Raw genomic sequence first — 26,684 nt, 5'->3', positions numbered from 1 at the left:
TGCGTTTCAGGTGATTTGGCCGCAAAGCGTTCAGCTAGGCTGAATTTCGATGTTTCTTCCTGGTTGATAGCGCATAGCGTCTATAACCGCCAAAGATTCACCGTATCCTTCGCGTCAGTATAGTTGCGGCGCCGCGATTCCGGAGTTCGTATCGCGGCTCACCGGGAGATCGACGAACTTCATTGCGGTTGTGAGGGCCGCTGTCCCATGGGGAAAGAAATGGAAGAGTTTCATAAAGTCCGGCGCTTGCCGCCCTACGTCTTCGAACAGGTCAACCGTTTGAAGGCCAGCGCGCGAGCGGGCGGGGCCGACATCATCGACCTCGGCATGGGCAATCCGGACCTTCCGACCCCCAAGGCGATCGTCGACAAGCTCTGCGAGGTGGTCCAGGACCCGCGCACGCATCGCTATTCCTCGTCCAAGGGCATTCCTGGGCTTCGCCGCGCACAGGCCGCCTATTATGCCCGCCGCTTCGGCGTCAAGCTCAACCCGGATACGCAGGTGGTCGCCACCCTCGGCTCCAAGGAAGGCTTCGCCAACATGGCGCAGGCGATCACGGCGCCGGGCGACGTCATCCTTTGCCCGAATCCCACCTACCCAATCCATGCCTTCGGCTTCCTGATGGCTGGCGGCGTCATCCGCTCGATGCAGGTCGAGCCGGACGACAGCTTCTTTCCGCCGCTGGAAAGGGCCGTGCGCCACTCGATTCCGAAACCACTGGCATTGATCCTGAACTATCCGTCCAACCCGACGGCCTATGTCGCGACGCTGGATTTCTACAAGGAAGTCGTCGCCTTCGCCAAGAAGCACGACATCATCGTGCTGTCGGATCTTGCCTATTCGGAAATCTACTTCAACGACGACCCGCCGCCATCCGTCCTGGAGGTTCCGGGCGCAATGGACGTCACCGTCGAGTTCACCTCGATGTCGAAGACCTTCTCCATGCCCGGCTGGCGCATGGGCTTTGCCGTCGGCAACGAACGTCTGATCGCGGCTTTGACGCGCGTCAAATCCTACCTCGACTACGGTGCCTTCACGCCGATCCAGGTGGCGGCAACGCATGCGCTGAACGGTGACGGCTCTGATATCGCGGAAGTCCGCAATATCTATAAGCGCCGCCGTGACGTGCTGGTCGACAGCTTCGGCAAGGCCGGCTTCGACGTGCCGCCGCCGGCAGCGACGATGTTTGCCTGGGCGAAGATCCCGGAAAAATTCCGTCATCTCGGTTCGCTGGAGTTCTCGAAGCTTCTGGTCGAGAAAGCCGATATTGCGGTGGCGCCCGGCATCGGCTTCGGCGAGCAGGGCGACGATTACGTCCGCATCGCGCTGGTCGAGAACGAGCATCGCATCCGCCAGGCGGCGCGCAATCTGAAGCGCTTCCTCTCGACCGCGGATGAGACCATGCACAACGTCATTTCGCTCAACGCTCATCGCTCTTAATTTTACACGGCAGCCGTTCCCGCGGCTGCCGTGCCCCAAGACATTGATCAGGAATTCCTCATGGCAGATGCCCTCAAAATCGGCATTGCGGGCTTGGGCACCGTTGGTGCCTCGCTTGTCCGTATCATTCAAAGCCGCGCCAACGAGCTTGCCGTTACCTGCGGCCGTCCCGTCAAGATCGTCGCCGTCACTGCCCGCGATCGCACCAAGGATCGTGGCATCGACCTGACCGGCATCGAATGGTTCGGCGGTCCGGTCGACCTGGCGCAGAAGGCCGACATCGACGTCTTCGTCGAGCTGATCGGCGGTGCCGAAGGGGCAGCCAACGCGGCCGTGCGCGCAGCCCTTGCCCGCGGCCTGCATGTCGTCACCGCCAACAAGGCGCTGCTTGCCTATCATGGCGTCGAACTGGCCGAGATTGCCGAAGAGAAGGGGGCGCTGCTCAACTTCGAAGCGGCGGTCGCCGGCGGCATTCCCGTCATCAAGGCGCTGCGGGAATCCCTGACCGGCAACACGATCTCGCGCGTCTACGGCATCATGAACGGCACCTGCAACTACATCCTGACCCGGATGGAGAAAGAGGGCCTTTCCTTCGCCGATTGCCTGAAGGAAGCTCAGCGTCTCGGTTATGCCGAAGCCGACCCGGCCTTCGACATCGAGGGCAACGACACGGCGCATAAGCTCGCCATTCTGACAACGCTTGCCTTTGGCAATCGCATCGCGGCCGACGATATCTATCTCGAGGGAATCACGAATATTTCCATCGAGGACATCCGCGCCGCGGCCGACCTCGGTTACCGCATCAAGCTGCTCGGCGTAGCCCAGCGCACGGAGAGCGGCATCGAACAGCGCGTTCACCCGACCATGGTGCCGCTCGAATCGGTCATCGCCCAGGTCGACGGCGTCACCAATGCCGTCGCGGTCGAATCGGACATTCTCGGCGAACTGCTGATGGTCGGGCCCGGCGCCGGCGGCAACGCCACGGCTTCTTCCGTACTTGGCGACATCGCCGACATCGCCAAGAGCCAGCCGGGCGCGCAGCGCGTGCCGGTGCTCGGCCATCCCGCCAAGGCGCTGGAGCCCTATCGCAAGGCGCAGATGCAGAGCCACGAGGGCGGCTATTTCATCCGCCTGACCGTTCTCGACCGCACCGGCGTTTTCGCCAGCGTCGCGACCCGCATGGCGGAAAACCACATCTCGCTCGAATCGATCGTGCAGCGCGCAACGCAGCACCTGGCGCCGGCCCACCATCAGACGATCATCCTTGTCACCCATGCGACGACGGAGGATTCGGTACGCAAGGCGGTCGCCTCGATCAAAACCGAGGGCTATCTCGTCGGCGAACCGCAGGTCATCCGCATCGAGCGGCCGAAGGAATAATCTGACGATCAAGGCCCGTTCCGGTAAAGCGGAAGCGGGCCGTCCAATTCTGGGAGAGATGGTGGAACAGCCGGCAGATCCTGTGCAGCGGGCATTTCTGGGCGTCGAGCGCTCCGTCTCCGGCAATCGCTGGGTTTCCCGGCTCGACCAGGCCGGGCAGAATCGGGCGCTGGCCATCGCTCAAACCCACGGGCTGCCAGATCTGATTGCCCGCGTTCTCGCCGGCCGCGGCGTCGGCCTCGAAGAGGCCATGGCCTTCCTCGACCCCACCATCCGCAGCCTGATGCCCGACCCCCATCTGCTGACGGACTGCGAGAAGGCGGCGCAACGGCTGCTGCGCGCCGTCAAGGCGCGCGAGACGGTCGCGATCTTCGGTGATTACGACGTCGACGGCGCAGCATCGTCGGCGCTGCTCTATCGCTTCCTTAGTCATTTCGGCGTGCCGGCCAGCATCTATATTCCTGACCGCATCTTTGAAGGCTATGGGCCGAATCCCGCTGCCATCAACCAGCTTATCGATAATGGCGCCACCCTGATCGTCACCGTCGACTGTGGTTCCACCAGCTTCGAATCGCTGGAAGCGGCGAAGGCTCGCAATATCGACGTCGTCGTCATCGATCATCACCAGGTTGCGCACGAGCTGCCGCATTGCCACGCGCTGGTCAATCCGAATCGCGAGGACGATCTGTCGGGGCAGGGACATCTCTGCGCCGCCGGCGTTGTCTTCATGGTCCTGGTCGCGGCCCTGCGGCTATTGCGCGAGGCGGGCGATACCCGGGTCCGCTCCATCGACCTGCTTGCCTGGCTCGATATCGTCGCGCTCGCAACGGTCTGCGATGTCGTGCCGCTGAAAGGGCTGAACCGCGCCTATGTCGTCAAGGGCCTGATTGCGGCGCGTCATCAGGGCAATCCGGGTCTTGCTGCCCTATTTCGCAAGGCGGGGCTCGGTGGCCCTGTAAGCCCTTACCACTTCGGCTTCATGATCGGCCCGCGCATCAATGCCGGCGGGCGCATCGGCGATGCGGCGCTTGGCGCCCGGCTGCTGACGCTGGACGTTGCCTCTGAGGCCGAGACGATCGCCGAAAGGCTGGATGATCTCAATCGCGAGCGCCAGGCGATGGAAGCCGCCATGCTGCAGGAGGCGGAAGCTGAAGCGCTGGCCGAATATGGCAACGGCGATGGAGCCTCCGTTATCGTCACGGCGCGAGAGAACTGGCACCCTGGCATCGTCGGCCTGATCGCCTCCCGGCTGAAGGACAAGTTCCGCCGCCCGGCCTTTGCCATCGCCTTCGATTCGATGGGACGGGGTACCGGCTCGGGCCGCTCGATCAACGGTTTCGACATGGGCCGCATGGTGCGCGCCGCCGTCGATGCTGGCCTGCTCGTCAAAGGCGGCGGCCATGCCATGGCGGCGGGCCTGACGGTCGAGCGCGCCAATCTCGGCAGGCTCCGCTCCTTCTTCACGGAGAAGGCGGAGAGGCAAGTCGCCGGCCTCGTCGCCAACGAAACGCTGAAAATCGACGGCGCGCTCGGTGCCGGCGGCGCGACGGTGGAACTGGTCGACCAGCTCGAAACCGCCGGCCCCTACGGCTCCGGCCATCCGCAGCCGATCTTCGCTCTCCCAAGCCACCGCCTGCGCGATTCACGCCTCGTCGGCCAATCTCACATCAAGGTCACCCTGGAAGCCCAGGACGGCGGTCGCCTCGACGGCATCGCCTTCCGCGCCGTTGAAACGCCCCTCGGCGAACTGCTGCTCTCTTCCCGCGGATCACAGATCCACGTCGCCGGCACGCTCGGCGCCGATCATTGGCAGGGCGCAAGGCGTGTGCAGTTGCGTGTCATGGACGCCGCAAAGGCACCGTGAGCTGCAAACGGAAATCGTCGCTTTCATGATGCGAAATCAGAGATTTAGGGAAGGGGAAGCAGTGGCACGCCCTAGGGGAGTCGAACCCCTCTTTACAGAATGAAAATCTGTCGTCCTAACCGATAGACGAAGGGCGCGTGCTGTGGCGCCCTTATAGTCAGCACCTTTTGTTCCCGCAAGCGGAAAATCGAGAAAAATCCATGGGTAGAGCCAGATTTTTCGAGGCAATTGTGGAAAAGCTCGCAATGGCTCCGATTGGTACGCCCTAGGGGAGTCGAACCCCTCTTTACAGAATGAGAATCTGTCGTCCTAACCGATAGACGAAGGGCGCAGGCTGCGCTTGCGTCCATATAGGAATAGCGCAAAGCCGCCGCAAGCGGAAGCTGGATCATTGATCGCAACCCCCGACATAGGTCTTGCAGTAATCGTGCAACCTTGCGAATTCGCCAGCATACCAGTATTTTAAGTTGAGCGGGATTTTGCGACCGATATGCATGCCGTGCTGCCGCACGAATTTTGCCTTTCACAATCACAAAGGATCCCATCATGCCGGACAAGTCTGTAAGCGGCATCGATCGCCGCGATCTGATAATGGCATCCATTGCCACGGTCGGCGCCGTAGCAACAGCCGCCATCACTGTTAACGCCGGTGCGGCGAACGCCCAGGCAGCGACACCTCCTGCCAATCCACTATCCGGAACGGTCTATGTCGGCGATGTTATCGAAGGCAAAAAGGTCGTCAGCGCGCTTGATGTCAACGACCTGGAGCCCGGCAAGAAGCACCTCTTGTATTTCCGGGGTGTTGAGATGCCGACCGGACAGTACTGGTACGTGTCTGTGACGGTCGCCAAGGGCGCAAAGCCGGGCAAGCGCGGTGTCCTGACCAGTGGCGTGCATGGCGATGAGATGAGTTCCATGCATACCGTCCAGGTCGTGATGAACCAGCTCGACCCGGCGCAGATGTCAGGCACTGTGATGGCGGTCACGGACGTGTCCCGCCCGGCCCTGGAAAACATGCAACGCAGATGGCCCAATCAGGGCAGAGGCGTCGATCTGATCGATATGAATCGAGAGTGGCCTGGGAACGAGAACGGCGCCACTGCAGCCAGCCGACACGCCGGGCTTCTGTTCAACCGGCTGCTGCGGCAAACGCCGACTTCGCGATCGATTTCCACACCGGGACGACCGGATTTGAAGTCACCGCCTTCAATATTGGCGGAATGGATGTGCCCGAGGTCAAGGCGATGGTGGAGTTGTATCCCGTCAGCCAGGTCTTTGATAATCATGTATATCCCGGTGTCTTGCACAACGCTTTTATGGACGTGGGCATCCCGTCCTTCACGCCGGAAATCGGTGCTGCGCGCGTCTTGGACCTCGAAATGATCTCGCTCTTCGTGGAAGGTACAATGAACGTCCTCAAGTATCACGGCATCGTTGCCGGGCCTATGGGCCGCACAGGCAAGGACGTGACGGTCTTTGTCGGTAACAGCGCGTTCCCGATCCTGGCCACCGCGGGCGGGCTCGTTGAGCATCTGGTCAAACTCAATGATAAGGTCGGAGCCGGACAGAAGGTTGCTATCCAGCGCAATAGTTTCGGCGAGGTGGTTGCGGAGTACACAAGCGGCGTGGCCGGAGAGATAACGGGTCAGCGCATCGATGCAATGTCCGAGCCGGGCAACCCCCTGGTATTCATCCTTTTCAACAAGCCGGAGCCGGAGGACGTTCCAGTCTACCCCGAGTAGACCGGATAGGGCCTTGCCGGGAAACGGGATTCGCCCGCCGACGCTTGCCTTGCGTCAGACTTTTCAACAATCACGGTCATTGCCGTAAGTTTGGCTGATGACGAGCGAGTTTGTACTTGGGGTCGATCGCCGACCCGGTGCCTAGTCTTGTTCTGGAAGTGGGGGAAACAGTGGCACGCCCTAGGGGAGTCGAACCCCTCTTTACAGAATGAAAATCTGTCGTCCTAACCGATAGACGAAGGGCGCGTGCTGTTGTGTGGCGCGCTTATAGCGGGGGGATTTCATTCCCGCAAGCGCCTATTTCGCTTTTTTCTGGAAAAAATGACAGAAGCGTAACGCTTCGGCGAAGTTTGAATAAGCATGCCTTAACAGCATGTTGCGGAGATTTGCAGATGAGGCGGGCTTAGAGGCCCGCGCCGCTCTGCGGCTGCGTAATCAGCGGCTTGCCGTCCTGACCCTGGCCCTTCGAAGCAACGATATGCGCCAGCATCAGGGCTTCCTTGCTGTCAATCCTGCGGCCATTGGAGCCGCGGGCGGGCAGTATTTTCGAGGGCGTGGCGTCCGCTGTCGGCTTCATCGGACTTCCCGATGCGGAGGCGGCATTGCGGATGACGGGTGGCGGAATCACCGCCTGCGACGTTTGATCGACGGGCATTCCGCCATTGCTTTGCTGAGGCGTGGCATTTTGCATTGCACCGGGCGGCATGCTGTAGACGCTGCGCATGATCGGCGTGATTCCTTGCGACTGTCCCGGCTGGGTATTGGCCAGCGTTCCGTCCGGATTGACGGCAATCGGTGCCGGCGCCGAATAGATGCTGCTTCTGTTGGCGTTGACGCCCGTTGGCTGCGTCACCAGGCCGGCAWTGCCGGCCGGCGCGTCGGTAGCCATAGGTGTTGCTCCGGCCGGGGCCGGCGGGAAGAAGGATTGACTGCTCGTCTCTTCGGCAACCATCTGCTGACGTGTGCCATGCACGCTGTGTACCAGCGGATCGCGATAGGCGACATCACCCTTTTGCCGTTTCGCTTCGGCCTTGGTGTTGAGAGCATCGGCAAGCTGTTCGGCAGCGCTGGGCTGCGGCTCGGCTTCGGCCGTCTGTTTTGGGTTACCGCCTGTGGTCGCGCAGCCGGCGAGCATTACAAATGACATGGCAATGGCAATAGTGCTTGCGAGCTTTTTATTGCCGGATAAAATCTGCCGATCGCACAAAGGACGTTCCCCGCTGAAAAGTTGGCACCGGAACGGCCTCTTGCGAGGGACGATGATGTCATGCGGCGTTAACTGGGAACGACGACCGCACGAAATCCGATGCATGATGCTTCGAGTCGTCCCAAGCATGCCGGAGAGCGGGTATGGCCGGCAAGCGCGAAACCGATGGCTCCGCGCGCGCCGTAAGCCTCGCGAAAGCTAGCGCTTTACCAGGCGCCAGTATTGGGCATCGAAGCCCAGGGCTCAGCCGGAGCCAGGTTCGCGCCCTTCTGCAGGATCTCGATGGAAATGCCGTCGGGAGAACGCACGAAAGCCATGTGACCATCGCGCGGCGGCCGATTGATTGTAATGCCATTGTCCATAAGCGTCTGGCAGATTGCGTAGATGTCATCGACCTCATAGGCGAGGTGACCGAAGTTGCGTCCTCCGGTATACTCCTCAGGGTCCCAGTTGTAGGTAAGCTCCAGACTGGGGGCGCCGCTGCTTCGTGAGGCCTCTACATCCTCGCTGGCAGCAAGGAAAACGAGTGTGAAACGGCCTTTCTCGTTTTCGTAGCGACGGGTTTCGGTGAGGCCGAAGAGAGTGCTATAAAAGTGCAGTGAGGCGTCGAGATCGGTAACGCGGACCATGGTGTGGAGATAACGCATTCTGTTTCCTCTCTAATGTTTGTGCTGAGACGATCATGAAACGAGACACCAGCTTCAGGCAAGACTCGGCGCGCTAATCTACGGATGGGAATAAACGAAAACTAGGACTTGCGCATTTCCGTTACCAAGATGTTAATCTTGATTTCAAGGAATCAATTAACTGTAACAGTGTGACGCGTAATCGAGGGCTGGCTAAGATGGGTGACAGAATTTCATCGAAGGGAATCGTCGACTTCGGAGAGATGTCGGGCGAGGCCGTCGAGCTCATCGAAATCTCCGGCGTCGTCAAATGGTTCGACGTCGCCAAAGGTTTTGGCTTCATCGTGCCGGACAATGGTATGCAGGACGTCCTGTTGCATGTGACATGCCTGCGTCGCGACGGCTATCAGACCATTCTCGAAGGGACGCGCATCGTTGCGCTGGTCCAGCGTCGTGAACGCGGTTATCAGGCTTTCAAAATTCTCTCCATGGATCAGTCGACCGCCGTGCACCCCTCGCAGATGCCGCCAGTGCGCACCCATGTCCAGGTCACGGCGACAAGCGGCCTGGAACGCGCCTTGGTCAAGTGGTTCAACCGCACCAAGGGATTTGGTTTCCTGACGCGCGGTGAAGGCACGGAGGACATCTTCGTGCATATGGAAACGCTGCGTCGTTTCGGTCTGGCGGAGTTGCGGCCGGGGCAGGTGGTTCTCGTCCGTTTCGGACCGGGCGAGAAGGGACTGATGGCCGCGGAAATCCATCCGGATGCGCCGAGCCCGGTAACGCGGCCGCATTGATATGACGAGAACTACGTTTTCCGTTGTTTTGAAGAGCGCCATCGTGGCGCTTTTTCTTGTCGGGGCATCCGCTCCTACCTTCGCTGCGCAGGCGACCAGCGAAAAATCGGTAAAATTCGATTCGGAGCCGTTGTCGATCAAAACGGCAAAGGGTGTCACGCACAAATTCACCGTGGAATTGGCCTTGACCGAGCCGCAGCTTGAGTTCGGCCTGATGTATCGCAAGAGCATGCCGGCTGATCACGGTATGCTTTTCGATTTCGGTGCGCCACGCCCCGTCATGATGTGGATGAAAAATACAGTGCTGCCGCTCGACATGCTCTTTCTGGACAAGAGCGGCGCCATCACGCACATTCAGGAAAACGCCGTACCCTTTTCGGAAGAGATCATCAATTCCGGCGGACCGGTGCTTTACGTCATCGAGCTGAACGGCGGCATCGCCAGAAAACTCGGCCTTGCCGTCGGCGACAAGGTGACCAGCGCCACGATTTCCGCCAAGCTCGGCAAATAGATTTCCCCGGGGATCGGCGCTTCGACGCCATTTTAGCTGTTGCAGCACGGGAATGAACCGTGTATCTCCGCACTCGTTCTGCAAAGCGGAGCGACGCGATCTCCTAGAGGGGTATGCGTATAGGTACGGAGTGTAGCGCAGTCTGGTAGCGCATCTGGTTTGGGACCAGAGGGTCGGGAGTTCGAATCTCTCCACTCCGACCATTTAAGTTCTGCCTGATATCGATGAATTGGGATGAGGCCCGGCCGCCTTTTTGCTTGAAAACAAAGGGATTCGCGGCTAAGCAAATCCCCACAATGCTCCGCCTTCATCGGGCCGAGCGAAGACCAGAGAAGCAAAAGCGGGACTGTCCCGCTTATCCGGAGGCGCTGCAGCGATGCCTGCTAAGATTTACCGTCCCGCAAAAACCGCGATGCAATCCGGCAAGGCCAAGACCCATTTGTGGGTTCTGGAATTCGATCAGGAAATTCCGCGCAAGATCGATCCGATCATGGGCTATACTTCGTCGGCCGATACGCGCCAGCAGCTCAAGCTGACCTTCGAGACGCAGGAGCAGGCCGAGGCCTATGCCCAGCGCAACGGCATCGAATATCGTGTTCTCGCTCCCAAGGACGCCAACCGCCAGGTGGTTTCCTATACCGATAACTTCCGGTTCAATCGCATCCAGCCCTGGACTCACTAATCCCACTCGTTGAACTCATGGCCATTGAGTTTGATGGAAGTTTCAGGCATGTGTTGTCGGCCGCGAGCGGTTCGCGGCGGCTTGGTTTTTCGGGCCCCTTAGCTCAGCTGGATAGAGCACCTGCCTTCTAAGCAGGTGGTCGCAGGTTCGAATCCTGCAGGGGTCGCCATCTCCTTTTGGGTCCGTTCTGGACACATGGGTTACGGTTTATTCCTGAGACATAGGTAACACTTTTGGGCCGAAAGGGTTCGGCAGCGGTTCGAGCCTGCATGTCTCGTCATCGAAGTATCCCAGATCGTAATCTATGAAGCTTGCGAGCCAGATGTGGTCTTCGACCTGTTTGATTCCAACGGCCTGCCCGGCAAAGACCAGGCTGAGATTGATCTTCTTTCGCTTATAGCAGATGCGGCCGCATGTTGTGACGGTAACGGTCTGGTCGTGGAACGGATAGTCGAGCTCTGGCAGGCCGCGATAGGGTCGTGGTGACGTGTGGTAGCGCTCTGCCGGGCAAGCCATGTCAAGGGCTTGGTGTGGCCGCTCTGTGTTGAATTCTTCGACAAAATCGTCAAAGCGGGCCTGCTGCTGCAGGAAATTGGCGCCGGCTGGCTTGGTGGTTTCCAGCTTCAGTGTGAGATGCATGCGTTCGTGGCGGCCGTTCTGCTGCGGATTGCCTGGCTTGATGCGCTCGATTTCGATGCCGAGCCTGAGCCACCACGAGGCTGCGATATAGCTTGTGATACGCGGCGAACGATAGGGCGGCGAGGATAACATGGGGCCGGAGTACCGGTTACTGTCCATCACACGGAAATCCGAACAGCCTTTGGTTTCCACTCGATGCGAAATCGAATAACATCCCTCTTTATGACAGATGGTCAAAGAGAGCATTAGGGATGTCTATGCAGCCGATCTATTACGGGCTCACGAGGGCAGTCGCCTTGGGCATTCTGATTATTTTTCCCGCTGTTTTCTTTGTTTCCTGCTCGACGGTCGGCGGACAATCTGGTTCCGTAGAAGCGAGAAAATCGACAGATCCTGCCACCGCCAAAGACAAAGCGGCCGTCCGTCGGCGATGGGCAGAGAGGGTCCAACGAGACAATCAGTTGGCTCCAAGCGGGTCGCAACCGGGTTCCTATGGCTCTGTCCGTCCTCTCTTGACTTGGTGAGCGATAGACTTGTGGACTGTCCGGTCTCAGGCTTTAGGGAACGGGCTCGGCGCAAGTTCCCGATCTGCCTATCAATCGACTCAAGGTGAAAAGCAGGAATTTCCATTAAGTCTGCAAATGACATTTTGATCGGCGGGCGGTTGGGTTGCAAGTGGTCTGGAGCCTTCAAGTCATACGCTTAAGCAACGCCACGTTTCGCAACTATCCCACCCTCACTATTTGTCAGTCCGTTGCAGCACACAGCGCCGCAACAGAGCCAGACTCAATGCGCCTCCATCGGCCACCCGCCGGCGTCTGCCGGTCTAGTTGCATTCACTGCCATGTCGATGAGGTCATAACCGGCCATTGCACCGATCACTCTTACGACGATGATTGCTGCGCTGAGAAGCGCCAGCGCAGCGATTATCCTGTCGCTTTTCTTCACGTCCCGTCTTGACCCCAATGCTTATAAAACTGCATCCCCACGCAACGGGCGGCAGTATATCGGGTTTGTGGCGGGGCGCTATGGTATGTTGAGGATGTGAGCCTTCGCGCTGAGCGTGCGTCAGAGCCGGGCGAAAACCCCCGGCAGTAACAATCGGTCAGGCGACGTTCAGCTCGGCGATCTCCCCGTGCCGTGCCAGGAGGCGAGGGGACGTCATGTCGCCGGTCTCTTCATCGACCACGACCGCATAGGCGGCAACGCCGACGAAACGCGCAGACATGGAAGAGGCGATCTTTTCAGCGCTGGCGGCGCTTGACGCCTGCCGCATCTCTCCCGGGACCAGATTTCCACGGTTCTTCTTATAAGGAAGGATAATGAATTTTTCGCCGGATGCCATTGTGCTCGCCCTGATTTGTTCACACAATGTTCTGGTTTTCGCCAAGTGTCAATATGGTTAATCGTGACTGCTTCGGAATCCCAGATGGCCATAGAAAAACCCGCCGACGGCGCCACAGCCAGCGGGTTTTTGATTGTCGCATGGTCTGCTCAGTGCAGGATCTGGCTCAGGAACAGCTTGGTGCGTTCGTGCTGCGGGTGTTCGAAGAATTCCTTTGGCGAATTCTGCTCCACGATCTGGCCCTGGTCCATGAAGATGACGCGGTTGGCGACCTGGCGGGCGAAGCCCATTTCGTGGGTGACGCAGAGCATCGTCATGCCTTCTTCGGCCAGACCCACCATCGTATCCAGCACTTCCTTGATCATTTCCGGATCGAGCGCCGAGGTCGGTTCGTCGAACAGCATGATCTTCGGGTTCATGCAGAGCGAACGGGCAATCGCCACGCGCTGCTGCTGACCGCCGGAAAGCTGGCCAGGATATTTCTTCGCCTGCTCCGGAATCTTGACGCGGGTGAGGAAGTGCATCGCGATCTCCTCGGCCTGCTTCTTCGGCATCTTGCGCACCCAGATCGGCGCCAGTGTGCAGTTTTCCAGGATCGTCAGATGCGGGAAGAGATTGAAGTGCTGGAACACCATGCCGACTTCGCGGCGCACTTCGTCGATCTTCTTCAGGTCATTCGTCAGTTCCGTGCCATCGACGATGATCTGGCCCTTCTGGTGCTCCTCGAGGCGGTTGATGCAGCGGATCATCGTCGACTTGCCCGAGCCGGAAGGCCCGGCAATAACGATGCGCTCGCCGCGCATGACCTTAAGGTTGATGTCGCGCAGCACGTGGAAATCGCCGTACCACTTGTTCATGTTGATCATTTCAACCGCGACTTCCGTGTCGGAAATGGTCAGTTTTTTTGGTTGGGCGTCAGCCATATTTTTATTCCCTCAGTTTTTATCGTTTGTGGCCAGTGTCGAGATGGCGTTCCATGAAGCCTGAATAGCGCGACATGCCGAAGCAGAACAGCCAGAAAACGAATCCGGCGAAAACGAGACCCGTCACGGGTGTCACTGCGCTCGCCCAAGTCGCATCCGCAAAGTTCTGGCGGACGATGCCGAGCAGATCGAACATGCCGATGATCGCGACGAGCGACGTGTCCTTGAACATGCCGATATAGGTGTTGACGATACCGGGAATGACCAGCTTGATCGCCTGCGGCAGAATGATGAGCCGCATCTTCTGCCAGTAACCGAGGCCGAGCGAATCCGCACCCTCGAATTGACCCTTCGGTATCGCCTGCAGGCCACCACGGATGACTTCTGCCATATAGGCCGAGGTGAAGATCGCAACACCGACCACGGCGCGCAGCAGCTTGTCCACCGTCCAGCCCTGCGGCATGAAGAGCGGCAGCATGTAGCTGGCCATGAACAACACCGTGATCAGCGGCACGCCGCGGATGATTTCGATAAATCCGACGCACAGCATGCGAACGATGGGCATCTTGGAACGCCGGCCGAGCGCGAGCAGGATGCCGAACGGAAAGGAGACTGCGATCGCGACGAAGGCGATCACCAGTGTCACCAAAAGCCCGCCCCATCTTTCCGTTTCGACGATTTTAAGGCCAAAGCCTCCATAGAGCAGGAAGAACGAAATAACCGGCAGCACGAAAAATGCGAGGATCGCATTCAATCCTTTCCTGGGAACCGACGGCATCAGGAGCGGAGCGAAGGCAATGATCGCGAGGATTATGACGAGCACCGGCCGCCAGCGCCCTTCAGGCGGATAGAGGCCGAACATGAAGATGACGAATTTCGCACGCACGAAGGCCCAGCAGGCGGCGTTCCAGCCGTCCGGCTGCGTTCCGCCCTGAACCGTGGTGGCACAGAACGTACGGTCGGTTCCGTTCCAAACCGCCTGTACGAACAGCCAATTGACCAGATGCGGGATCGCCCAGGCAAGAAAGGCGATAGCAAGCACAGTCAGAACGGTGTCCTTGGGCGTGGCAAAGAGGTTCTTTTTCAACCAGTGCCACACGCCTCGTTCGCTGGCCGGTGCCGGCTGTGCCGACAGAAGCGACTTGCTGACGAAGTTTTGATCTACGCTCGACATCTTATCTCTCCACCAGAGCCATCTTGGCGTTGAACCAGTTCATGAACAGCGACGTTACGATGCTCAAGGCGAGATAGAGGACCATCCATATGATGACGACTTCGACCGCTCGGCCGGACTGGTTGAGGATCACGCCGCCGACGGCGACGAGATCGGCATAGCCGATGGCGATGGCAAGCGACGAGTTCTTGATCAGATTGAGATATTGGCTCGTCAGCGGCGGAATGATGATGCGCATTGCCTGTGGTATGACGATAAGCCGGTTGATGGCTGACGCCCGAAGACCGAGCGCGCCTGCCGCCTCCGACTGCCCCTTCGGGACACCGCGAATGCCGGCGCGCACGATCTCGGCAATATAGGACGCGGTATAGAGCGAAAGCGCCAGGAGAAGCGCGATGAATTCCGGTCCGACAACCGTTCCGCCAGTGAGGTTGAACTTGCCGGCGACCGGATAGTCGAAGGAAAGCGGCATGCCCGCTACCAGGAAGACGAGCAGTGGGAGGCCGATCAGGATGCCGAGCGAAACCCAGATGGTATGGAATTGCTGTCCGGTTGCCGCCTGACGCTTATGCGCCCAGCGCGCCACGAAAAATACGACAGCTATTGCTACGAGAAAAGCAACACCGACAGCCCACATGCCCGCAGCGAAAATCGGGCTCGGAAAGGCGAGGCCGCGATTGCTGAGATAGCTGTAAAACGGCAGATGTACGGCATCGCGCGCCTGTGGCAGCAGCACCAGAACGCCGCTGTACCAGAAGAAGATCACGAGCAGCGGCGGGATATTGCGGAAGATTTCCACATAGGTCTGGGAGAGCTTGGCAATGAGCCAGTTGCTCGAAAGTCTGCCAATGCCGACGACAAAGCCGACGATCGTTGCAGCGATGATGCCAACAAACGATATGAGCAGCGTGTTGAGAACACCGACGGCGATCGCGGTGAGATTAGTGGAATCGCTGGAAAAGGGGATCAGCGCCTGGCCGAGATTGAAACCGGCGCGACCTTCGAGAAAGCCAAATCCGAAAGAGCGGTTCAATGCGCGCAGATTGTCGATCGTATTCGTAACGATGAACCAGCAGATACCAGCCAGAATGATAATCGTGATGGCCTGATAAAACACACCCCTGACTTTGGGGTCGTATAGCGCTGCCGATATGGATGAACGCTCACCTTCAGGCGAATTTGCAGTAATTGCCATGCAGAATTTTCCCCAATGTGCCTGTTTCAGGCTTGTTTTCTTGAGGGGAGAAAGGCGGTTTGCCGCCTTTCTCCGATAGTTGGGCTATTAGCGCACCGGAGGCGCGTACTGGATGCCGCCCTTGTTCCACAGCGCGTTGATGCCGCGAGCGATCTTCAGCGGGCTGCCTGCGCCGATGTTACGGTCGAAGACTTCGCCGTAATTGCCGACGCCCTTGATGATGTTGTAGGACCAATCGTTGGTCAGGCCGAGGTCGGTGCCGATCGTGGAACCCTGCTCGGCGCCGAGAAAGCGCTTGATATCCGGGTTGGGCGAATTCTTCATCTCGTCGACGTTCTTCTGGGTGATGCCGAACTCTTCAGCGTTCACGAGCGCATAGGCCGTCCAGCTCACAATGTTAAACCATTGGTCGTCACCCTGGCGAACGGCCGGGCCAAGCGGCTCCTTGGAGATGATCTCGGGAAGAACGATGTTATCGTCCGGGTTCTTCAACGTCAGGCGGACGGCATAAAGCTGCGACTGGTCTGTCGTGAAGACGTCGCAACGGCCGGAATCATAGGCCGTCGTGATTTCTTCGAGCTTATCGAAGACCACTGGATTGTACTGAAGGTTGTTGGTCTTGAAATAGTCGGCAAGGTTGAGCTCGGTCGTCGTGCCGGACTGGACGCAGATAGCCGCGCCGGAGAGTTCGAGCGCCGACTTCACGTTCAGCTCCTTGCGAACCAGAAAGCCCTGGCCGTCATAATAGGTGACGGGGCGGAACTTGAGGCCGAGCGCCGTGTCGCGGTTGATGGTCCAGGTGGTGTTGCGCGACAGCACGTCGATTTCGCCGGACTGCAATGCCGTGAAGCGGTCCTTGGCGCTGAGAGGGGTGTATTTCACTTTGGTCGGGTCGCCGAATACGGCCGAAGCCACAGCCTTGCAGAAGTCGATGTCGAAGCCGGCCCAGTTGCCGGATGCATCTGGCTGTGCGAAGCCGAGAAGGCCAGGATTCACGCCGCATTGCACGAAGCCCTTAGCTTTCACGTCGCTTAGCGTCGAAGCCGAAGCGCCCGATGCGGTGTAAGCCAAGGCTGCGACTCCGAGGAATGCGGAGAGAGCAATCTTTTTCATTTTCCCTACCTTTGTCTATTGTTTTATAGTTAAAGCGTATCGCCCCCGAAGCAGGCTCTCGGAGAACCGTGTCCGTCACTCTCCCGGTGCGAGTGGTGCTATCACAGTCGCAAATGCATTTCCGGTCAAGACGCTGCCCCAATTATTGAGGAATAATTCGGGGTTTTCGCCTGTTTCGGTTCGAAAGCGGGCGGTTGGCTTCTCATTGAGCAGCATTTTGCAAAAAAACTGCGCAAAAATGACGGATTATTTCGTCATTCCGGTATTTTAGCTTCCGCATAATATTAGCGCTTTCTGGATCGTTCGGGGGTTGACCGCGCCAGGCTTGGCAGCCACTAATCGAAGTCTCCATAGCGCCAAAGGCATACCCAGACATGAAAGACAAAGACACATTCCTGCAGAACGCCGGCATCAACACGCGTTTGTCCCACATCGGTAATTCGCCCTCCGATTTCCATGGTTTCGTCAATCCGCCGGTTGTGCATGCCTCGACCGTGCTGTTCCCGAATGCGCGAACCATGGAACTGCGCGACCAGAAATATACCTATGGTACACGCGGAACGCCGACGACCGATGCGCTTTGCGAGGCCATTGACGCGCTGGAGGGATCGGCCGGAACGATTCTGGTGCCATCCGGCCTTGCGGCGATCACCGTCCCCTTCCTGGGCTTTCTGTCCTCCGGCGACCACGCGCTGATCGTCGATTCGGTCTATGGGCCGACGCGCATCTTCTGCGATACCATGCTGAAGCGCCTCGGTGTCGAGGTCGAATATTACGACCCCTTGGTGGGCGCCGGAATCGAGGCGTTGATCAAGCCGAACACCAGGCTGGTGCACACGGAAGCACCGGGCTCCAACACCTTTGAAATGCAGGATATTTCCGCGATTTCGACCGCCGCCCATCGCCATGGCTGCGTCGTCACCATGGACAATACCTGGGCGACACCGCTCTATTTCAAGCCGCTGGATCATGGCGTCGACATCTCCATTCATGCAGCGACGAAATATCCGGCCGGTCACTCCGATATTTTGATGGGGACCGTATCCGCCAATGCCGCGCATTGGGAGCAGTTGAAGGAAGCCAATATCCAGCTCGGCATCTGCGGTGCACCTGATGATGCCTATCAGGTGCTGCGGGGTCTGCGCACCATGGGCGTGCGCCTGGAGCGCCATCAGGAAAGCGCGCTCGCCATCGCGCACTGGCTTGAGAGCCGCGAGGACGTCGTCCGCGTGCTGCATCCGGCGCTGCCAAGTTTTCCGAGCCATGAGCTTTGGAAACGCGACTTCAAGGGGTCGAGCGGCATCTTCTCCTTCATCTTGGCTGTCGACCGTCCGGAGAAATTCAAGGCCAAGGCACATGCCTTCCTCGACGCGCTGCGAATTTTCGGCCTGGGCTATTCCTGGGGCGGCTTTGAAAGCCTGGCATTGCACGTCAATCTCAATGACCGGCGCATCAGCAAGGCGCCGCCGGAAGGGCCGGTCCTGCGCCTGCAGATCGGCCTTGAGGACATCGCTGACATCAAGGCCGATATCGAAAGAGGCCTTGCCGCCGCCAAAGAGGCCTGATCAGCCCATGGCGCGGTAGCCGTAGATCCAATCCAAATCCGCCGCGAGCCTTTGCGGCGGACGCATGGACAGAACCAGATCGCGTGCCAGCCGCACCGGTCCGCGGGCATGATAGGCAAATTGGTTGAAGGCAGCGCGCTGGCGCAGGCGCGCGATTCGCGGCAGACGATGCTTTTCGAAGAGATCGAGAGCCTCGGCGAGGGGATGTGATGCCACCATGCCGGCGAGTTCGTAGGCGTCCTCGATAGCCATGGCGGCCCCTTGCGCCGCAAAGGGCATCATCGCATGAGCGGCGTCGCCGATCAGGATAACATTTCCGCCGTTGTGCCAGCGGCCGGCGCTTGCCTCGTAGAGCGGCCAAAAGGTCGCTTGTTCCTGGCGGTCGAGCATTGTCGTGATGGCATCGTTCCAGCCCGAGAAGCGCAGTAGAAGATGCTCGCGTTGCGCCTTGGTGCCGGTGGCGCTCCAGTCATGGATCGCACTGCTTCCGGAGATGTTCGCCACGATGTTGAAGGCGGCATGTTCCTTGATGGGATAGCTGACGAGATGCGCCGAAGGACCGAGAAACGCCGTGACGCTCGTTCTGTCGAGGATACTTGGGGCGGATGCCTCGGGAATGGTGAAACGCCAGGCGAGATTGCCGGAGAAATGCGGGGAGGGGGCGCCCGGCACCAACGCGCGTGTCTTCGACCAGACGCCGTCGGCGCCGATGATCAGATCCGTATCCTCGCCGATAGTCGTATCGAGCAACCGTCTGTCTGTTGCATCGATCGCCCGGCCGAGATGCAGCTCGCAGAGCGGATTGGCCGTTACTGCGGCGAGAAGTGCCTTTTGCAGCGTCGCGCGATGAACGGCGCCATAGGGAGAGCCCCAGCGCTCTCTGGCGAAGCTGCCGCAGGGCACGGATGCGAGTAATCGCAGGGATGAGCCGGAGACAAGCCGCACTTCCGCCGGTTCAAGCCAGACAGGCTGAAGAGCATCGAGCACGGCGAGCGTGTCGAGAATGCGGGATGCGTTTGGAGAAATCTGCAGGCCAGCGCCAACCTCGGTCAGCGCTTCGGCCTGTTCGAAAATTGCGGCGCGGATGCCGTGTCTCGCCAGCGCCAGCGCCGCGGTAAGGCCGGCTATCCCGGCACCGATGATCGCGGCGGTCTTGATCGGCATTCAGCTATGTCCGATCCGCTTTCGGAAAATCAAGCGGCCTTGAAATGGAAGACGCAGCCAGCCGGATTGGTCTCGTCGGCCTTCAGCGACGGATTATAGCGATAGAGCGTCGAGCAGTAGGAGCAGACCTTCTCGCTTTCATCGCCCATGTCGATGAAGATATGCGGATGGTCGTAGGGAACCGAAGCGCCGGTGCACATGAATTCCTTCACGCCGATCTCGATCACGCGGTGTCCGCCGTCGTTCTGGAAATGGGGAATATTGTGGCCGGCCATGATGATCTCCGAATGCGTCTGCCTTGAACGGCATGAATGTTGCGCCAGACTTGATAGCCCCTCTTTATAATCCTTCTCGCCGAATGTGTAGTGCGAAAGTCCCGCTCGGCGCACAGATTTTCGCAGGCGCGGGGTTCACCTGATATTGCCGATAAAATAAGGTCCGCAGCAAAGAGATGATGTTCACGAAGATCCTGCCATGAATTTGAATAGTCCCGCCTTTTCCTATTTTGTCCATGACGGGCTGAAATTGGCCTATTTCGACGAAGGTGATCCGAATGGTGCGCCGGTCCTGTTGATTCACGGCTTTGCCTCGACCGCGATCGCCAATTGGGTCAATCCGGGCTGGCTGAAATCGCTGGGCGAGGCGGGATATCGCGTAATCGCCATCGATAATAGAGGCCATGGCCTGAGCGACAAAGCCTATGACGCCGATGCCTATCGTCCCTGGGTCATGGCGGAGGATGCGGTCGCACTGCTCGATCATCTCGGCATCCCCGAAGCCCATGTCATGGGATATTCCATGGGCGCGCGCATCTCGGCTTTCCTGGCGATGGCCCATCCCGATCGTGTCCGCTCACTCGTCTTCGGCGGACTCGGGATCGGCATGGTCGACGGCGTCGGTGATTGGGACCCGATCGCGGAGGCATTGTTGGCGCCGTCGGTCGATGATGTCACGCATCTGCGCGGCCGCATGTTCCGCGCCTTCGCCGATCAGAACAAGAGCGACCGTGAGGCGCTTGCGGCCTGCATCAGGGGCTCGCGCGATCTGGTCGCCAAGGAAGATGTGGCAAAGATCGAGGCGCCGACCTTGATCGGCGTCGGTACCAAGGATGATATTGCCGGTTCACCGCAGGAGCTGGCGGCGCTGATGCCGCATGCCGAAGCGCTGGATATCCCGAACCGCGACCATATGCTCGCGGTCGGCGACAAGGTGTTCAAGCAGGCCGTCCTAGGTTTCTACGAACGTCTTGCCAATCGATAGGCAAGTCACTTGCCGGTGAAATGTGGTTTGCGCCGGGCGGCAAAGGCTGCCCGGCCTTCCGCATAGTCGGCGCTGTCGAAGGTTTCGGCGCCGATCACCTCGGCCTCGCGCAAGAGGTCGCTATCCTGTTCGATCACGGCACGAACCGCGAGCTTGGAGGCATGCAGCGCGATCGGCGCATTGGCGGCGATGGCGCGGGCGAGCGCCGAAACTTCGTCGTCAAATGCGTCTGTTGTAGTCTCTTCCAGCAGAAAGCCAGCCGCGACCATCTTTTCGGCTGACATCGGTGCGCCGGTGAAAAGCGTGACCTTCGCCATCTGAGGCCCAAGCGCGTTGACGATGTCCTGCACAGCATCGGCAGGGTAGGCGATGCCGAGGCGGACGGCGGGCACCGAAAAACGCGCTCCCTCGGCGGCGACACGGAGATCGCAGGCGGCGGCAATGCCGAAACCGCCGCCGTAACAAATGCCACGGATTGCCGCGATCGTCGGCACCCGGCAATGGCGGATGGCGGTAAAGGCACTGCTGTTCAGCGCCTCATAGCTGACAGCGGTTTCGGCATCCTTGCGCAGGCTGTCGAATTCGCTGATATCGGCGCCGGTCGAAAAATCCTGACCAGCACCGCGAATGATGATGACATGCGCCTGCGCCTTATCGGTCAAAAGTCGCATGGCCTGCGGTATGGCGCGCCACATTGCCGCGCTAATGGCGTTCTTCCGATCGGGATTATCAATGGTGAGTGTACCGATGGCGTCGCTGCAGGTAGCGCGGAGGAGACCGCCAGCAAAATCATGCTCAAAACTCATGCGCGCCGTACCCATTTATGTTGTCGGAGTTTTACTCTATATAATGTTTCACCGACAGGAAATCAGGAGACCGCCAATGGTCGTAGCAACGGACATTCGCCAGGTCGAAGGCGTAGGCCCGGTAAAGGTCGTCGATCCCATCTGGGGCAGCGTGCGGGAAGAAGCACGCGCAGCCGCCGAGCGGGATCCGCTTTTGGCCGCCTTTCTCTATTCCACGATCATCAATCACCGGTCGCTGGAAGAATGCGTCATCTATCGCATTTGCGAACGTCTTGACCATCCGGATATGCAGGGCATCCTGCTGCGTCAGACCTTCGAGGAAATGCTTGCGGATTGGCCGGAATGGGGCTCGATCCTGCGCGTCGATATTCAGGCCGTTTATGACCGCGATCCGGCTTGCCTGCGCTTCATGGAGCCGGTTCTTTATTTCAAGGGCTTCCACGCGCTGCAGACGCATCGGTTGGCCCATTGGCTGCTCAATCGCGGCCGCCGGGATTTTGCGCTATATCTGCAGAGCCGTTCCTCCAGCGTTTTCCAGACGGATATCAACCCGGCTGCTCGCATCGGCAAAGGCATTTTCCTTGATCATGCAACGGGTCTGGTGGTCGGCGAAACGGCCGTTATCGGCGACAACGTCTCGATCCTGCACGGCGTCACTCTCGGCGGTACCGGCAAGGAAGGCAGCGACCGTCATCCGAAGATCGCCCATGGCGTGCTCATCGGCGCCGGCGCAAAGATCCTCGGCAATATCCAGATCGGTCATTGCTCGCGCATCGCCGCCGGTTCGGTGGTGCTGAAGGAAGTGCCCCCGAAGACGACGGTGGCCGGCGTGCCGGCCAAGGTGGTCGGTGAGGCCGGCTGTTCGGAACCGTCCCGCTCCATGGATCAACTCCTTGCCGAGCAGATGGTCGCCGAACAAATCATGGGTGCTGGAATCTAACGGATCTCCCACCCGATCGTCATAGTTTTGCTCCGCCGGCAAAGGTAGAAGGCGCGCTTCCGGTCTTTACACCGCCGCTTTTCCTATGCAAGAAGCGGCCAACCCGAGAATCCTCACGGAGATGAATTGTGAAGCCTGACGAAATCAAGAAGCTCGACGCCTACTTCAAACGCACGTTCAATCCGCAGGTCGTGGTCAAGGCCCGCCCGCGCAAGAACGATTCCGCGGAAGTCTATCTTGGCGAAGAGTTCCTGGGCGTTGTCTATATCGACGACGAAGACGGCGACCGTTCCTACAATTTTTCGATGGCCATCCTAGACGTCGATCTCTGATCGACTGCCCTGCGGCCTGGCTGGCGCTCGACCTCTGGTCGATCTCTCGATATCCGATAGAATTGGCGTCAAGGAGCCGCATTTCACGGAAATGCGGCTCTTTCTTTTATAGACGCCGGAAAATGATCTGGGCTACCGCGATTTGCGATGAATTTTGCCTCGTTTAGCACCGAATCCGGATTTTTTCATCGAATTCCAATATTTCTGCCGAAGCTTAAGGTTGCAACTTGTTTGATATATATTAGCAAAAACAGGAACATGTTGGACGGCCTCGTTTGTCGTCGTCTCTTTGTCATCGAGAATAAAATTCTAAGTTGATATTGCGACGCACAAGACTACTTGACTCTTTGTGCGTCGCATTTAGTTTTTGTCCCGGTAACCCGGCCGTCGGCCAAACCAAACACAGGGACGGAGAAACATGTTCAATTTCGATGAAGCGAACAAAAAGGGCAAGGAAGCCATGGATACGGCTCTGAAGAGCTATTCCGATGTCGCCAAGGGCTTCCAGGCGATCGCTGCTGAAGCTGCCGAATACTCCAAGAAGTCGTTCCAGGACGGCGTTACGCATTTCGAGACGCTCGCCGGCGTCAAGAGCTTCGAGGCTGCTTTCGAGTTGCAGACCGGCTTCGTCAAGTCGTCCTATGAAAACTTCATCGCCGAAGCGACCAAGCTCGGCGAAATGTACGCGGATCTCGCCAAGACCGTATACAAGCCCTATGAAGCTCCGGTTGCCGCCGTCACCAAGACCGCCGGCAAGCCCCCCGCTTCGGTTGCGCCTGCTGCATAAGCGCTTCGTTTAAGGACAGTGATTCACGAAAGGACCGGCTGCGCCACCCGCAGCCGGTCTTTTGCGTTCCCGATTACCGATCGCGATCCGCTCATGGCCGCGACTTTTTTGATCATGGCCCGCTTTGGCAACGAATTCTGATTGCAGTGTCCGGTAGGGGGCTTAAAATCATGCCAATATGAACTAAGTTAGGGGTTCGGATATTCGGCCCGACAGAGTCAGTTGCCCAATCCAGTTTGCCAAGTCGGAATGCGATAGCTTCCTGCCGGATGATTTGAGGAATGAATGAAATGATCGCTGAGCCGATCCGGATGCAAAACGACAGCGAAAGGAACGGGGACAACGGAAATCGCGGGACCTCGGTGATCACGCGCACCAAGCCCAAAACCAAGAAACCCAACCTCTACCGCGTGCTGCTTCTAAACGACGACTACACGCCCATGGAATTTGTGATCCATATCCTGGAGCGTTTCTTCCAAAAGGATCGAGAGAGTGCCACCCGCATTATGCTTCATGTCCACAATCACGGCGTCGGCGAATGCGGGATATATACATATGAGGTAGCTGAAACGAAGGTGAGCCAGGTGATGGATTTTGCCCGGCAGCACCAGCATCCGCTGCAATGTGTTATGGAAAAGAAGTGAGGATCTGAACGTGCCAACATTTTCGCCTAGTCTTGAGAAGGCGCTGCATCAGGCACTGACCTACGCGAACGAGCGGCATCACGAATATGCCACGCTGGAACATCTGCTATTGGCTTTGGTGGACGACGCCGACGCCGCGGCTGTCATGGGCGCGTGCAATGTTGATCTCGACGCGCTCCGTAAGACGCTGACTGAATACGTCGACAATGAACTATCCAATTTGATCACTGGTTATGACGAGGACTCGAAGCCTACTTCCGGCTTCCAGCGCGTCATCCAGCGTGCGGTGATCCATGTCCAATCCTCCGGCCGCGAGGAAGTGACCGGCGCCAACGTTCTCGTCGCAATCTTTGCGGAACGGGAAAGCCATGCGGCCTTCTTCCTGCAGGAGCAGGAAATGACCCGCTACGATGCGGTCAACTACATCTCTCACGGCATCGGCAAGCGCCCGGGTTCCTCCCAGACCCGCACGCCGCGGGGCGCCGAGGATACCGAATCCGAAAGCAAGCCGACCTCCCGCGGCGAGCAGGAGGAAGGGAATAACAAGAAGCAGCAGGATGCGCTGAAGGCCTATTGCGTCAATCTGAACGAGAAGGCGAAGAGCGGCAAGATCGATCCGCTGATCGGCCGTAACTCTGAAGTCAGCCGCACGATTCAGGTCCTGTGCCGCCGCTCGAAGAACAACCCGCTTTACGTCGGCGATCCGGGCGTCGGCAAGACCGCGATTGCCGAAGGGCTTGCTAAACGCATCGTCGAGGGCAAGGTGCCCGAAGCCTTGGCCGACGCGACCATCTTCTCGCTCGACATGGGCACGCTGTTGGCCGGTACGCGCTATCGCGGTGATTTCGAAGAGCGTCTGAAGCAGGTCGTCAAGGAGCTGGAAGAATATCCGGGCGCCGTGCTGTTCATCGATGAAATCCATACGGTGATCGGCGCAGGTGCCACCTCCGGCGGTGCGATGGATGCATCGAACCTGCTGAAGCCGGCCCTGTCTTCAGGTGCAATCCGCTGCATCGGTTCGACCACCTACAAGGAATACCGTCAGTTCTTCGAGAAGGACCGGGCTCTCGTCCGCCGCTTCCAGAAGATCGACGTCAACGAGCCGACCATTGAAGATGCCATCGAAATTATGAAGGGCCTGAAGCCCTATTTCGAAGAGTATCATCACCTGCGCTACTCGAACGACGCCATCAAGACGGCAGTCGAGCTGTCGGCTCGCTATATCTCCGACCGCAAGCTGCCGGACAAGGCGATCGACGTGATCGACGAAACGGGTGCCGCGCAAATGCTGCTGCCGCCGTCGAAGCGTCGCAAGCTGATCACCGAAAAGGAGATCGAGGCAACGATCGCGACCATGGCCCGCATTCCGCCGAAGACTGTGTCCAAGGATGACGAGATGGTTCTCGCCAACCTCGAAAAGGAACTGCGTTCGGTCGTTTACGGTCAGGATACGGCCATTGAAGCACTGTCGACCTCGATCAAGCTCGCCCGTGCTGGCCTGCGCGAGCCGAACAAGCCGATCGGCTGCTACGTCTTCTCCGGCCCGACCGGCGTCGGTAAGACCGAAGTTGCCAAACAGCTTGCTTCGTCGCTCGGGGTCGAACTGCTGCGCTTCGACATGTCGGAATATATGGAGCGCCACACGGTTTCCCGTCTGCTCGGCGCACCTCCCGGCTATGTCGGCTTCGATCAAGGTGGCCTGCTGACCGACGGTGTCGACCAGCATCCGCATAGCGTCGTCCTGCTCGACGAAATCGAGAAGGCGCATCCGGATATCTTCAATATCCTGCTGCAGGTCATGGACCATGGCGCGCTGACCGACCACAATGGCAAGAAGATCGACTTCCGCAACGTCATCCTGATCATGACGACCAATGCGGGCGCATCGGAAATGGCCAAGGCCGCCATCGGCTTCGGCTCCTCCAAGCGTACGGGCGAGGATGAAGAGGCTCTCAACCGGCTCTTCACCCCGGAATTCCGCAACCGTCTGGATGCGACCATTCCGTTTGCCGCGCTGCCGACCACGGTCATCCACAAGGTCGTGCAGAAGTTCATTATGCAGCTCGAAGCTCAGCTCTCCGAACGGAACGTGACCTTCGATCTGCACGAGGACGCGATCGATTGGCTGTCCGAAAAGGGCTATGACGACAAGATGGGCGCCCGTCCGCTGGCGCGCGTCATCCAGGAAAACATCAAGAAGCCGCTGGCGAACGAAATCCTCTTCGGCAAACTGAAGAAGGGCGGCGTCGTCAAGGTCACCGTCGGCAAGAAGGAAGACGGTACGACCGGCATCCTGCTCGATGCCGTCGCCGATACAGCGCCGATCCGGCCGAAGCCGGAAGCCGAAGTGGTCGACGCTGTGGTCGATGCGGATGAGGATGACGGAGACACTGTCAAGACCAGAAGCCGCATCGGCAAGGCTGGCAGCGCTTCCGACGCCCGTCGTTCGCCGAAGACGCCGTCTTCTGCCGGCGATGGGGAGTCGGACAACAAGTCGCTTCGCAAGGGAAGCACGGTGCCTAAGGTGCCGCGCAAATAATCGGCGATC

Annotated in this window: 24 protein-coding genes, 5 tRNA genes and 2 pseudogenes; 16 read left to right on the top strand and 15 right to left on the bottom strand. The window is 58.9% G+C overall.

Annotation, left to right across the window (positions count from 1 at the left end):
• The first annotated feature begins 219 nt into the window (after positions 1 to 219).
• Genes QDY28_RS23875 through recJ form a run of 3 tightly spaced genes read left to right on the top strand, consistent with a single transcriptional unit; the run spans position 220 to position 4,684 of the window.
• On the top strand, positions 220 to 1,440 hold the full coding sequence (locus QDY28_RS23875) for an LL-diaminopimelate aminotransferase (RefSeq protein ID WP_107107907.1): 1,221 nt from the start codon (positions 220 to 222) through the stop codon (positions 1,438 to 1,440).
• A 60-nt stretch (positions 1,441 to 1,500) separates the two neighbouring features.
• Positions 1,501 to 2,820 (top strand): homoserine dehydrogenase, encoded by a 1,320-nt coding sequence (locus tag QDY28_RS23870; protein WP_331384040.1) that lies wholly within the window; start codon positions 1,501 to 1,503, stop codon positions 2,818 to 2,820.
• 58 nt (positions 2,821 to 2,878) lie between these two features.
• Positions 2,879 to 4,684, top strand: coding sequence for a single-stranded-DNA-specific exonuclease RecJ (gene recJ / locus QDY28_RS23865; protein ID WP_331384039.1), 1,806 nt, complete (start codon positions 2,879 to 2,881; stop codon positions 4,682 to 4,684).
• A gap of 62 nt (positions 4,685 to 4,746) precedes the next feature.
• Here the strand turns inward: recJ and QDY28_RS23860 are convergent.
• Both QDY28_RS23860 and QDY28_RS23855 read right to left on the bottom strand, forming a co-directional pair.
• Positions 4,747 to 4,821: transfer RNA gene (locus tag QDY28_RS23860), tRNA-Glu, on the bottom strand.
• A gap of 119 nt (positions 4,822 to 4,940) precedes the next feature.
• Positions 4,941 to 5,015: transfer RNA gene (locus QDY28_RS23855), tRNA-Glu, on the bottom strand.
• 215 nt (positions 5,016 to 5,230) lie between these two features.
• Here QDY28_RS23855 and QDY28_RS23850 point away from each other — a divergent pair.
• Positions 5,231 to 6,426, top strand: a pseudogene (locus QDY28_RS23850) (M14 family metallopeptidase).
• Between the two features lie 171 nt (positions 6,427 to 6,597).
• On the opposite strand, the gene QDY28_RS23845 reads toward QDY28_RS23850, so the two are convergent.
• The 3 genes from QDY28_RS23845 to QDY28_RS23835 all read right to left on the bottom strand — a co-directional run bounded on the left by QDY28_RS23845 (position 6,598) and on the right by QDY28_RS23835 (position 8,280).
• A tRNA-Glu gene (locus tag QDY28_RS23845) sits at positions 6,598 to 6,672 on the bottom strand.
• A 157-nt stretch (positions 6,673 to 6,829) separates the two neighbouring features.
• Positions 6,830 to 7,573 carry a hypothetical protein gene (locus QDY28_RS23840; protein WP_331384038.1) on the bottom strand — a complete coding sequence of 248 codons (744 nt, stop codon included), beginning with the start codon at positions 7,571 to 7,573 and terminating at the stop codon, positions 6,830 to 6,832.
• Positions 7,574 to 7,839: 266 nt separating this feature from the next.
• The gene (locus tag QDY28_RS23835; protein WP_331384037.1) at positions 7,840 to 8,280 is read right to left on the bottom strand and encodes a VOC family protein; all 441 of its coding nucleotides are present in this window, start codon (positions 8,278 to 8,280) and stop codon (positions 7,840 to 7,842) included.
• Between the two features lie 197 nt (positions 8,281 to 8,477).
• Between QDY28_RS23835 and QDY28_RS23830 the strand changes: the two genes are divergently transcribed.
• The 5 genes from QDY28_RS23830 (at position 8,478) to QDY28_RS23810 (ending at position 10,418) form a co-directional block, all read left to right on the top strand.
• Positions 8,478 to 9,056: a cold-shock protein gene (locus tag QDY28_RS23830; protein ID WP_331384036.1), complete on the top strand. Its 579-nt coding sequence runs from the start codon at positions 8,478 to 8,480 to the stop codon at positions 9,054 to 9,056.
• A gap of 1 nt (position 9,057) precedes the next feature.
• Positions 9,058 to 9,567: a DUF192 domain-containing protein gene (locus tag QDY28_RS23825; protein ID WP_331384035.1), complete on the top strand. Its 510-nt coding sequence runs from the start codon at positions 9,058 to 9,060 to the stop codon at positions 9,565 to 9,567.
• A gap of 126 nt (positions 9,568 to 9,693) precedes the next feature.
• Positions 9,694 to 9,770: transfer RNA gene (locus QDY28_RS23820), tRNA-Pro, on the top strand.
• A 173-nt stretch (positions 9,771 to 9,943) separates the two neighbouring features.
• Positions 9,944 to 10,249, top strand: coding sequence for an ETC complex I subunit (locus QDY28_RS23815; protein ID WP_283050236.1), 306 nt, complete (start codon positions 9,944 to 9,946; stop codon positions 10,247 to 10,249).
• A 92-nt stretch (positions 10,250 to 10,341) separates the two neighbouring features.
• A tRNA-Arg gene (locus QDY28_RS23810) sits at positions 10,342 to 10,418 on the top strand.
• A gap of 38 nt (positions 10,419 to 10,456) precedes the next feature.
• On the opposite strand, the pseudogene QDY28_RS23805 reads toward QDY28_RS23810, so the two are convergent.
• The 7 genes and pseudogenes from QDY28_RS23805 to QDY28_RS23775 all read right to left on the bottom strand — a co-directional run.
• Positions 10,457 to 10,969: pseudogene (locus QDY28_RS23805) on the bottom strand (integrase core domain-containing protein); the annotation flags it as partial.
• Positions 10,970 to 11,674: 705 nt separating this feature from the next.
• Positions 11,675 to 11,836, bottom strand: coding sequence for a hypothetical protein (locus QDY28_RS23800; RefSeq protein WP_331384034.1), 162 nt, complete (start codon positions 11,834 to 11,836; stop codon positions 11,675 to 11,677).
• Between the two features lie 157 nt (positions 11,837 to 11,993).
• Positions 11,994 to 12,233 (bottom strand): hypothetical protein, encoded by a 240-nt coding sequence (locus tag QDY28_RS23795; RefSeq protein ID WP_331384033.1) that lies wholly within the window; start codon positions 12,231 to 12,233, stop codon positions 11,994 to 11,996.
• A gap of 149 nt (positions 12,234 to 12,382) precedes the next feature.
• Complete coding sequence (locus QDY28_RS23790) at positions 12,383 to 13,156, bottom strand: amino acid ABC transporter ATP-binding protein (protein ID WP_028754999.1); 774 nt, start codon at positions 13,154 to 13,156, stop codon at positions 12,383 to 12,385.
• A gap of 19 nt (positions 13,157 to 13,175) precedes the next feature.
• Positions 13,176 to 14,330, bottom strand: coding sequence for an amino acid ABC transporter permease (locus QDY28_RS23785; RefSeq protein ID WP_331384032.1), 1,155 nt, complete (start codon positions 14,328 to 14,330; stop codon positions 13,176 to 13,178).
• 1 nt (position 14,331) lies between these two features.
• Entirely contained in the window at positions 14,332 to 15,525 is a 1,194-nt protein-coding gene (locus tag QDY28_RS23780; protein WP_331384031.1) for an amino acid ABC transporter permease, read from the bottom strand.
• A gap of 87 nt (positions 15,526 to 15,612) precedes the next feature.
• Positions 15,613 to 16,638 carry an amino acid ABC transporter substrate-binding protein gene (locus tag QDY28_RS23775; protein ID WP_331384030.1) on the bottom strand — a complete coding sequence of 342 codons (1,026 nt, stop codon included), beginning with the start codon at positions 16,636 to 16,638 and terminating at the stop codon, positions 15,613 to 15,615.
• 374 nt (positions 16,639 to 17,012) lie between these two features.
• Here QDY28_RS23775 and QDY28_RS23770 point away from each other — a divergent pair, with 374 nt between their 5' ends.
• Positions 17,013 to 18,203, top strand: a complete 1,191-nt coding sequence (locus QDY28_RS23770; RefSeq protein ID WP_331384029.1) for a cystathionine beta-lyase — start codon at positions 17,013 to 17,015, stop codon at positions 18,201 to 18,203.
• Here QDY28_RS23770 and QDY28_RS23765 read toward each other — a convergent pair whose 3' ends face one another.
• Both QDY28_RS23765 and QDY28_RS23760 read right to left on the bottom strand, forming a co-directional pair.
• The gene (locus tag QDY28_RS23765) at positions 18,204 to 19,367 is read right to left on the bottom strand and encodes an FAD-dependent monooxygenase (RefSeq protein WP_331384028.1); all 1,164 of its coding nucleotides are present in this window, start codon (positions 19,365 to 19,367) and stop codon (positions 18,204 to 18,206) included.
• Positions 19,368 to 19,396: 29 nt separating this feature from the next.
• Positions 19,397 to 19,642 (bottom strand): zinc-finger domain-containing protein, encoded by a 246-nt coding sequence (locus QDY28_RS23760; protein ID WP_028755005.1) that lies wholly within the window; start codon positions 19,640 to 19,642, stop codon positions 19,397 to 19,399.
• A gap of 199 nt (positions 19,643 to 19,841) precedes the next feature.
• On the opposite strand from QDY28_RS23760, the gene QDY28_RS23755 reads away from it, so the two are divergent.
• Entirely contained in the window at positions 19,842 to 20,627 is a 786-nt protein-coding gene (locus tag QDY28_RS23755; protein WP_331384027.1) for an alpha/beta fold hydrolase, read from the top strand.
• A gap of 5 nt (positions 20,628 to 20,632) precedes the next feature.
• On the opposite strand, the gene QDY28_RS23750 is transcribed toward QDY28_RS23755, so the two are convergent.
• A complete protein-coding gene (locus QDY28_RS23750) occupies positions 20,633 to 21,433 on the bottom strand; it encodes an enoyl-CoA hydratase-related protein (RefSeq protein ID WP_331384026.1) in 801 nt (266 codons plus the stop codon).
• Positions 21,434 to 21,509: 76 nt separating this feature from the next.
• Between QDY28_RS23750 and cysE the strand changes: the two genes are divergently transcribed.
• The 5 genes from cysE to clpA all read left to right on the top strand — a co-directional run bounded on the left by cysE (position 21,510) and on the right by clpA (position 26,675).
• Positions 21,510 to 22,373 carry a serine O-acetyltransferase gene (cysE, locus tag QDY28_RS23745; RefSeq protein ID WP_331384025.1) on the top strand — a complete coding sequence of 288 codons (864 nt, stop codon included), beginning with the start codon at positions 21,510 to 21,512 and terminating at the stop codon, positions 22,371 to 22,373.
• 128 nt (positions 22,374 to 22,501) lie between these two features.
• Complete coding sequence (locus QDY28_RS23740) at positions 22,502 to 22,705, top strand: DUF3126 family protein (RefSeq protein WP_028755009.1); 204 nt, start codon at positions 22,502 to 22,504, stop codon at positions 22,703 to 22,705.
• Between the two features lie 418 nt (positions 22,706 to 23,123).
• On the top strand, positions 23,124 to 23,492 hold the full coding sequence (locus QDY28_RS23735) for a phasin family protein (protein WP_331384024.1): 369 nt from the start codon (positions 23,124 to 23,126) through the stop codon (positions 23,490 to 23,492).
• Positions 23,493 to 23,782: 290 nt separating this feature from the next.
• Positions 23,783 to 24,136, top strand: coding sequence for an ATP-dependent Clp protease adapter ClpS (gene clpS, locus QDY28_RS23730; RefSeq protein ID WP_028755011.1), 354 nt, complete (start codon positions 23,783 to 23,785; stop codon positions 24,134 to 24,136).
• Positions 24,137 to 24,146: 10 nt separating this feature from the next.
• The gene (gene clpA, locus QDY28_RS23725) at positions 24,147 to 26,675 is read left to right on the top strand and encodes an ATP-dependent Clp protease ATP-binding subunit ClpA (protein ID WP_331384023.1); all 2,529 of its coding nucleotides are present in this window, start codon (positions 24,147 to 24,149) and stop codon (positions 26,673 to 26,675) included.
• The last annotated feature ends 9 nt before the right edge of the window (positions 26,676 to 26,684 follow it).

It is taken from the genome of Rhizobium sp. BR 362, assembly GCF_036528765.1.
Taxonomy (GTDB): domain Bacteria; phylum Pseudomonadota; class Alphaproteobacteria; order Rhizobiales; family Rhizobiaceae; genus Rhizobium.
The sequence above is the reverse complement of the archived record's forward strand: the minus strand, read 5'-3'. Positions and strand labels throughout refer to the sequence as shown.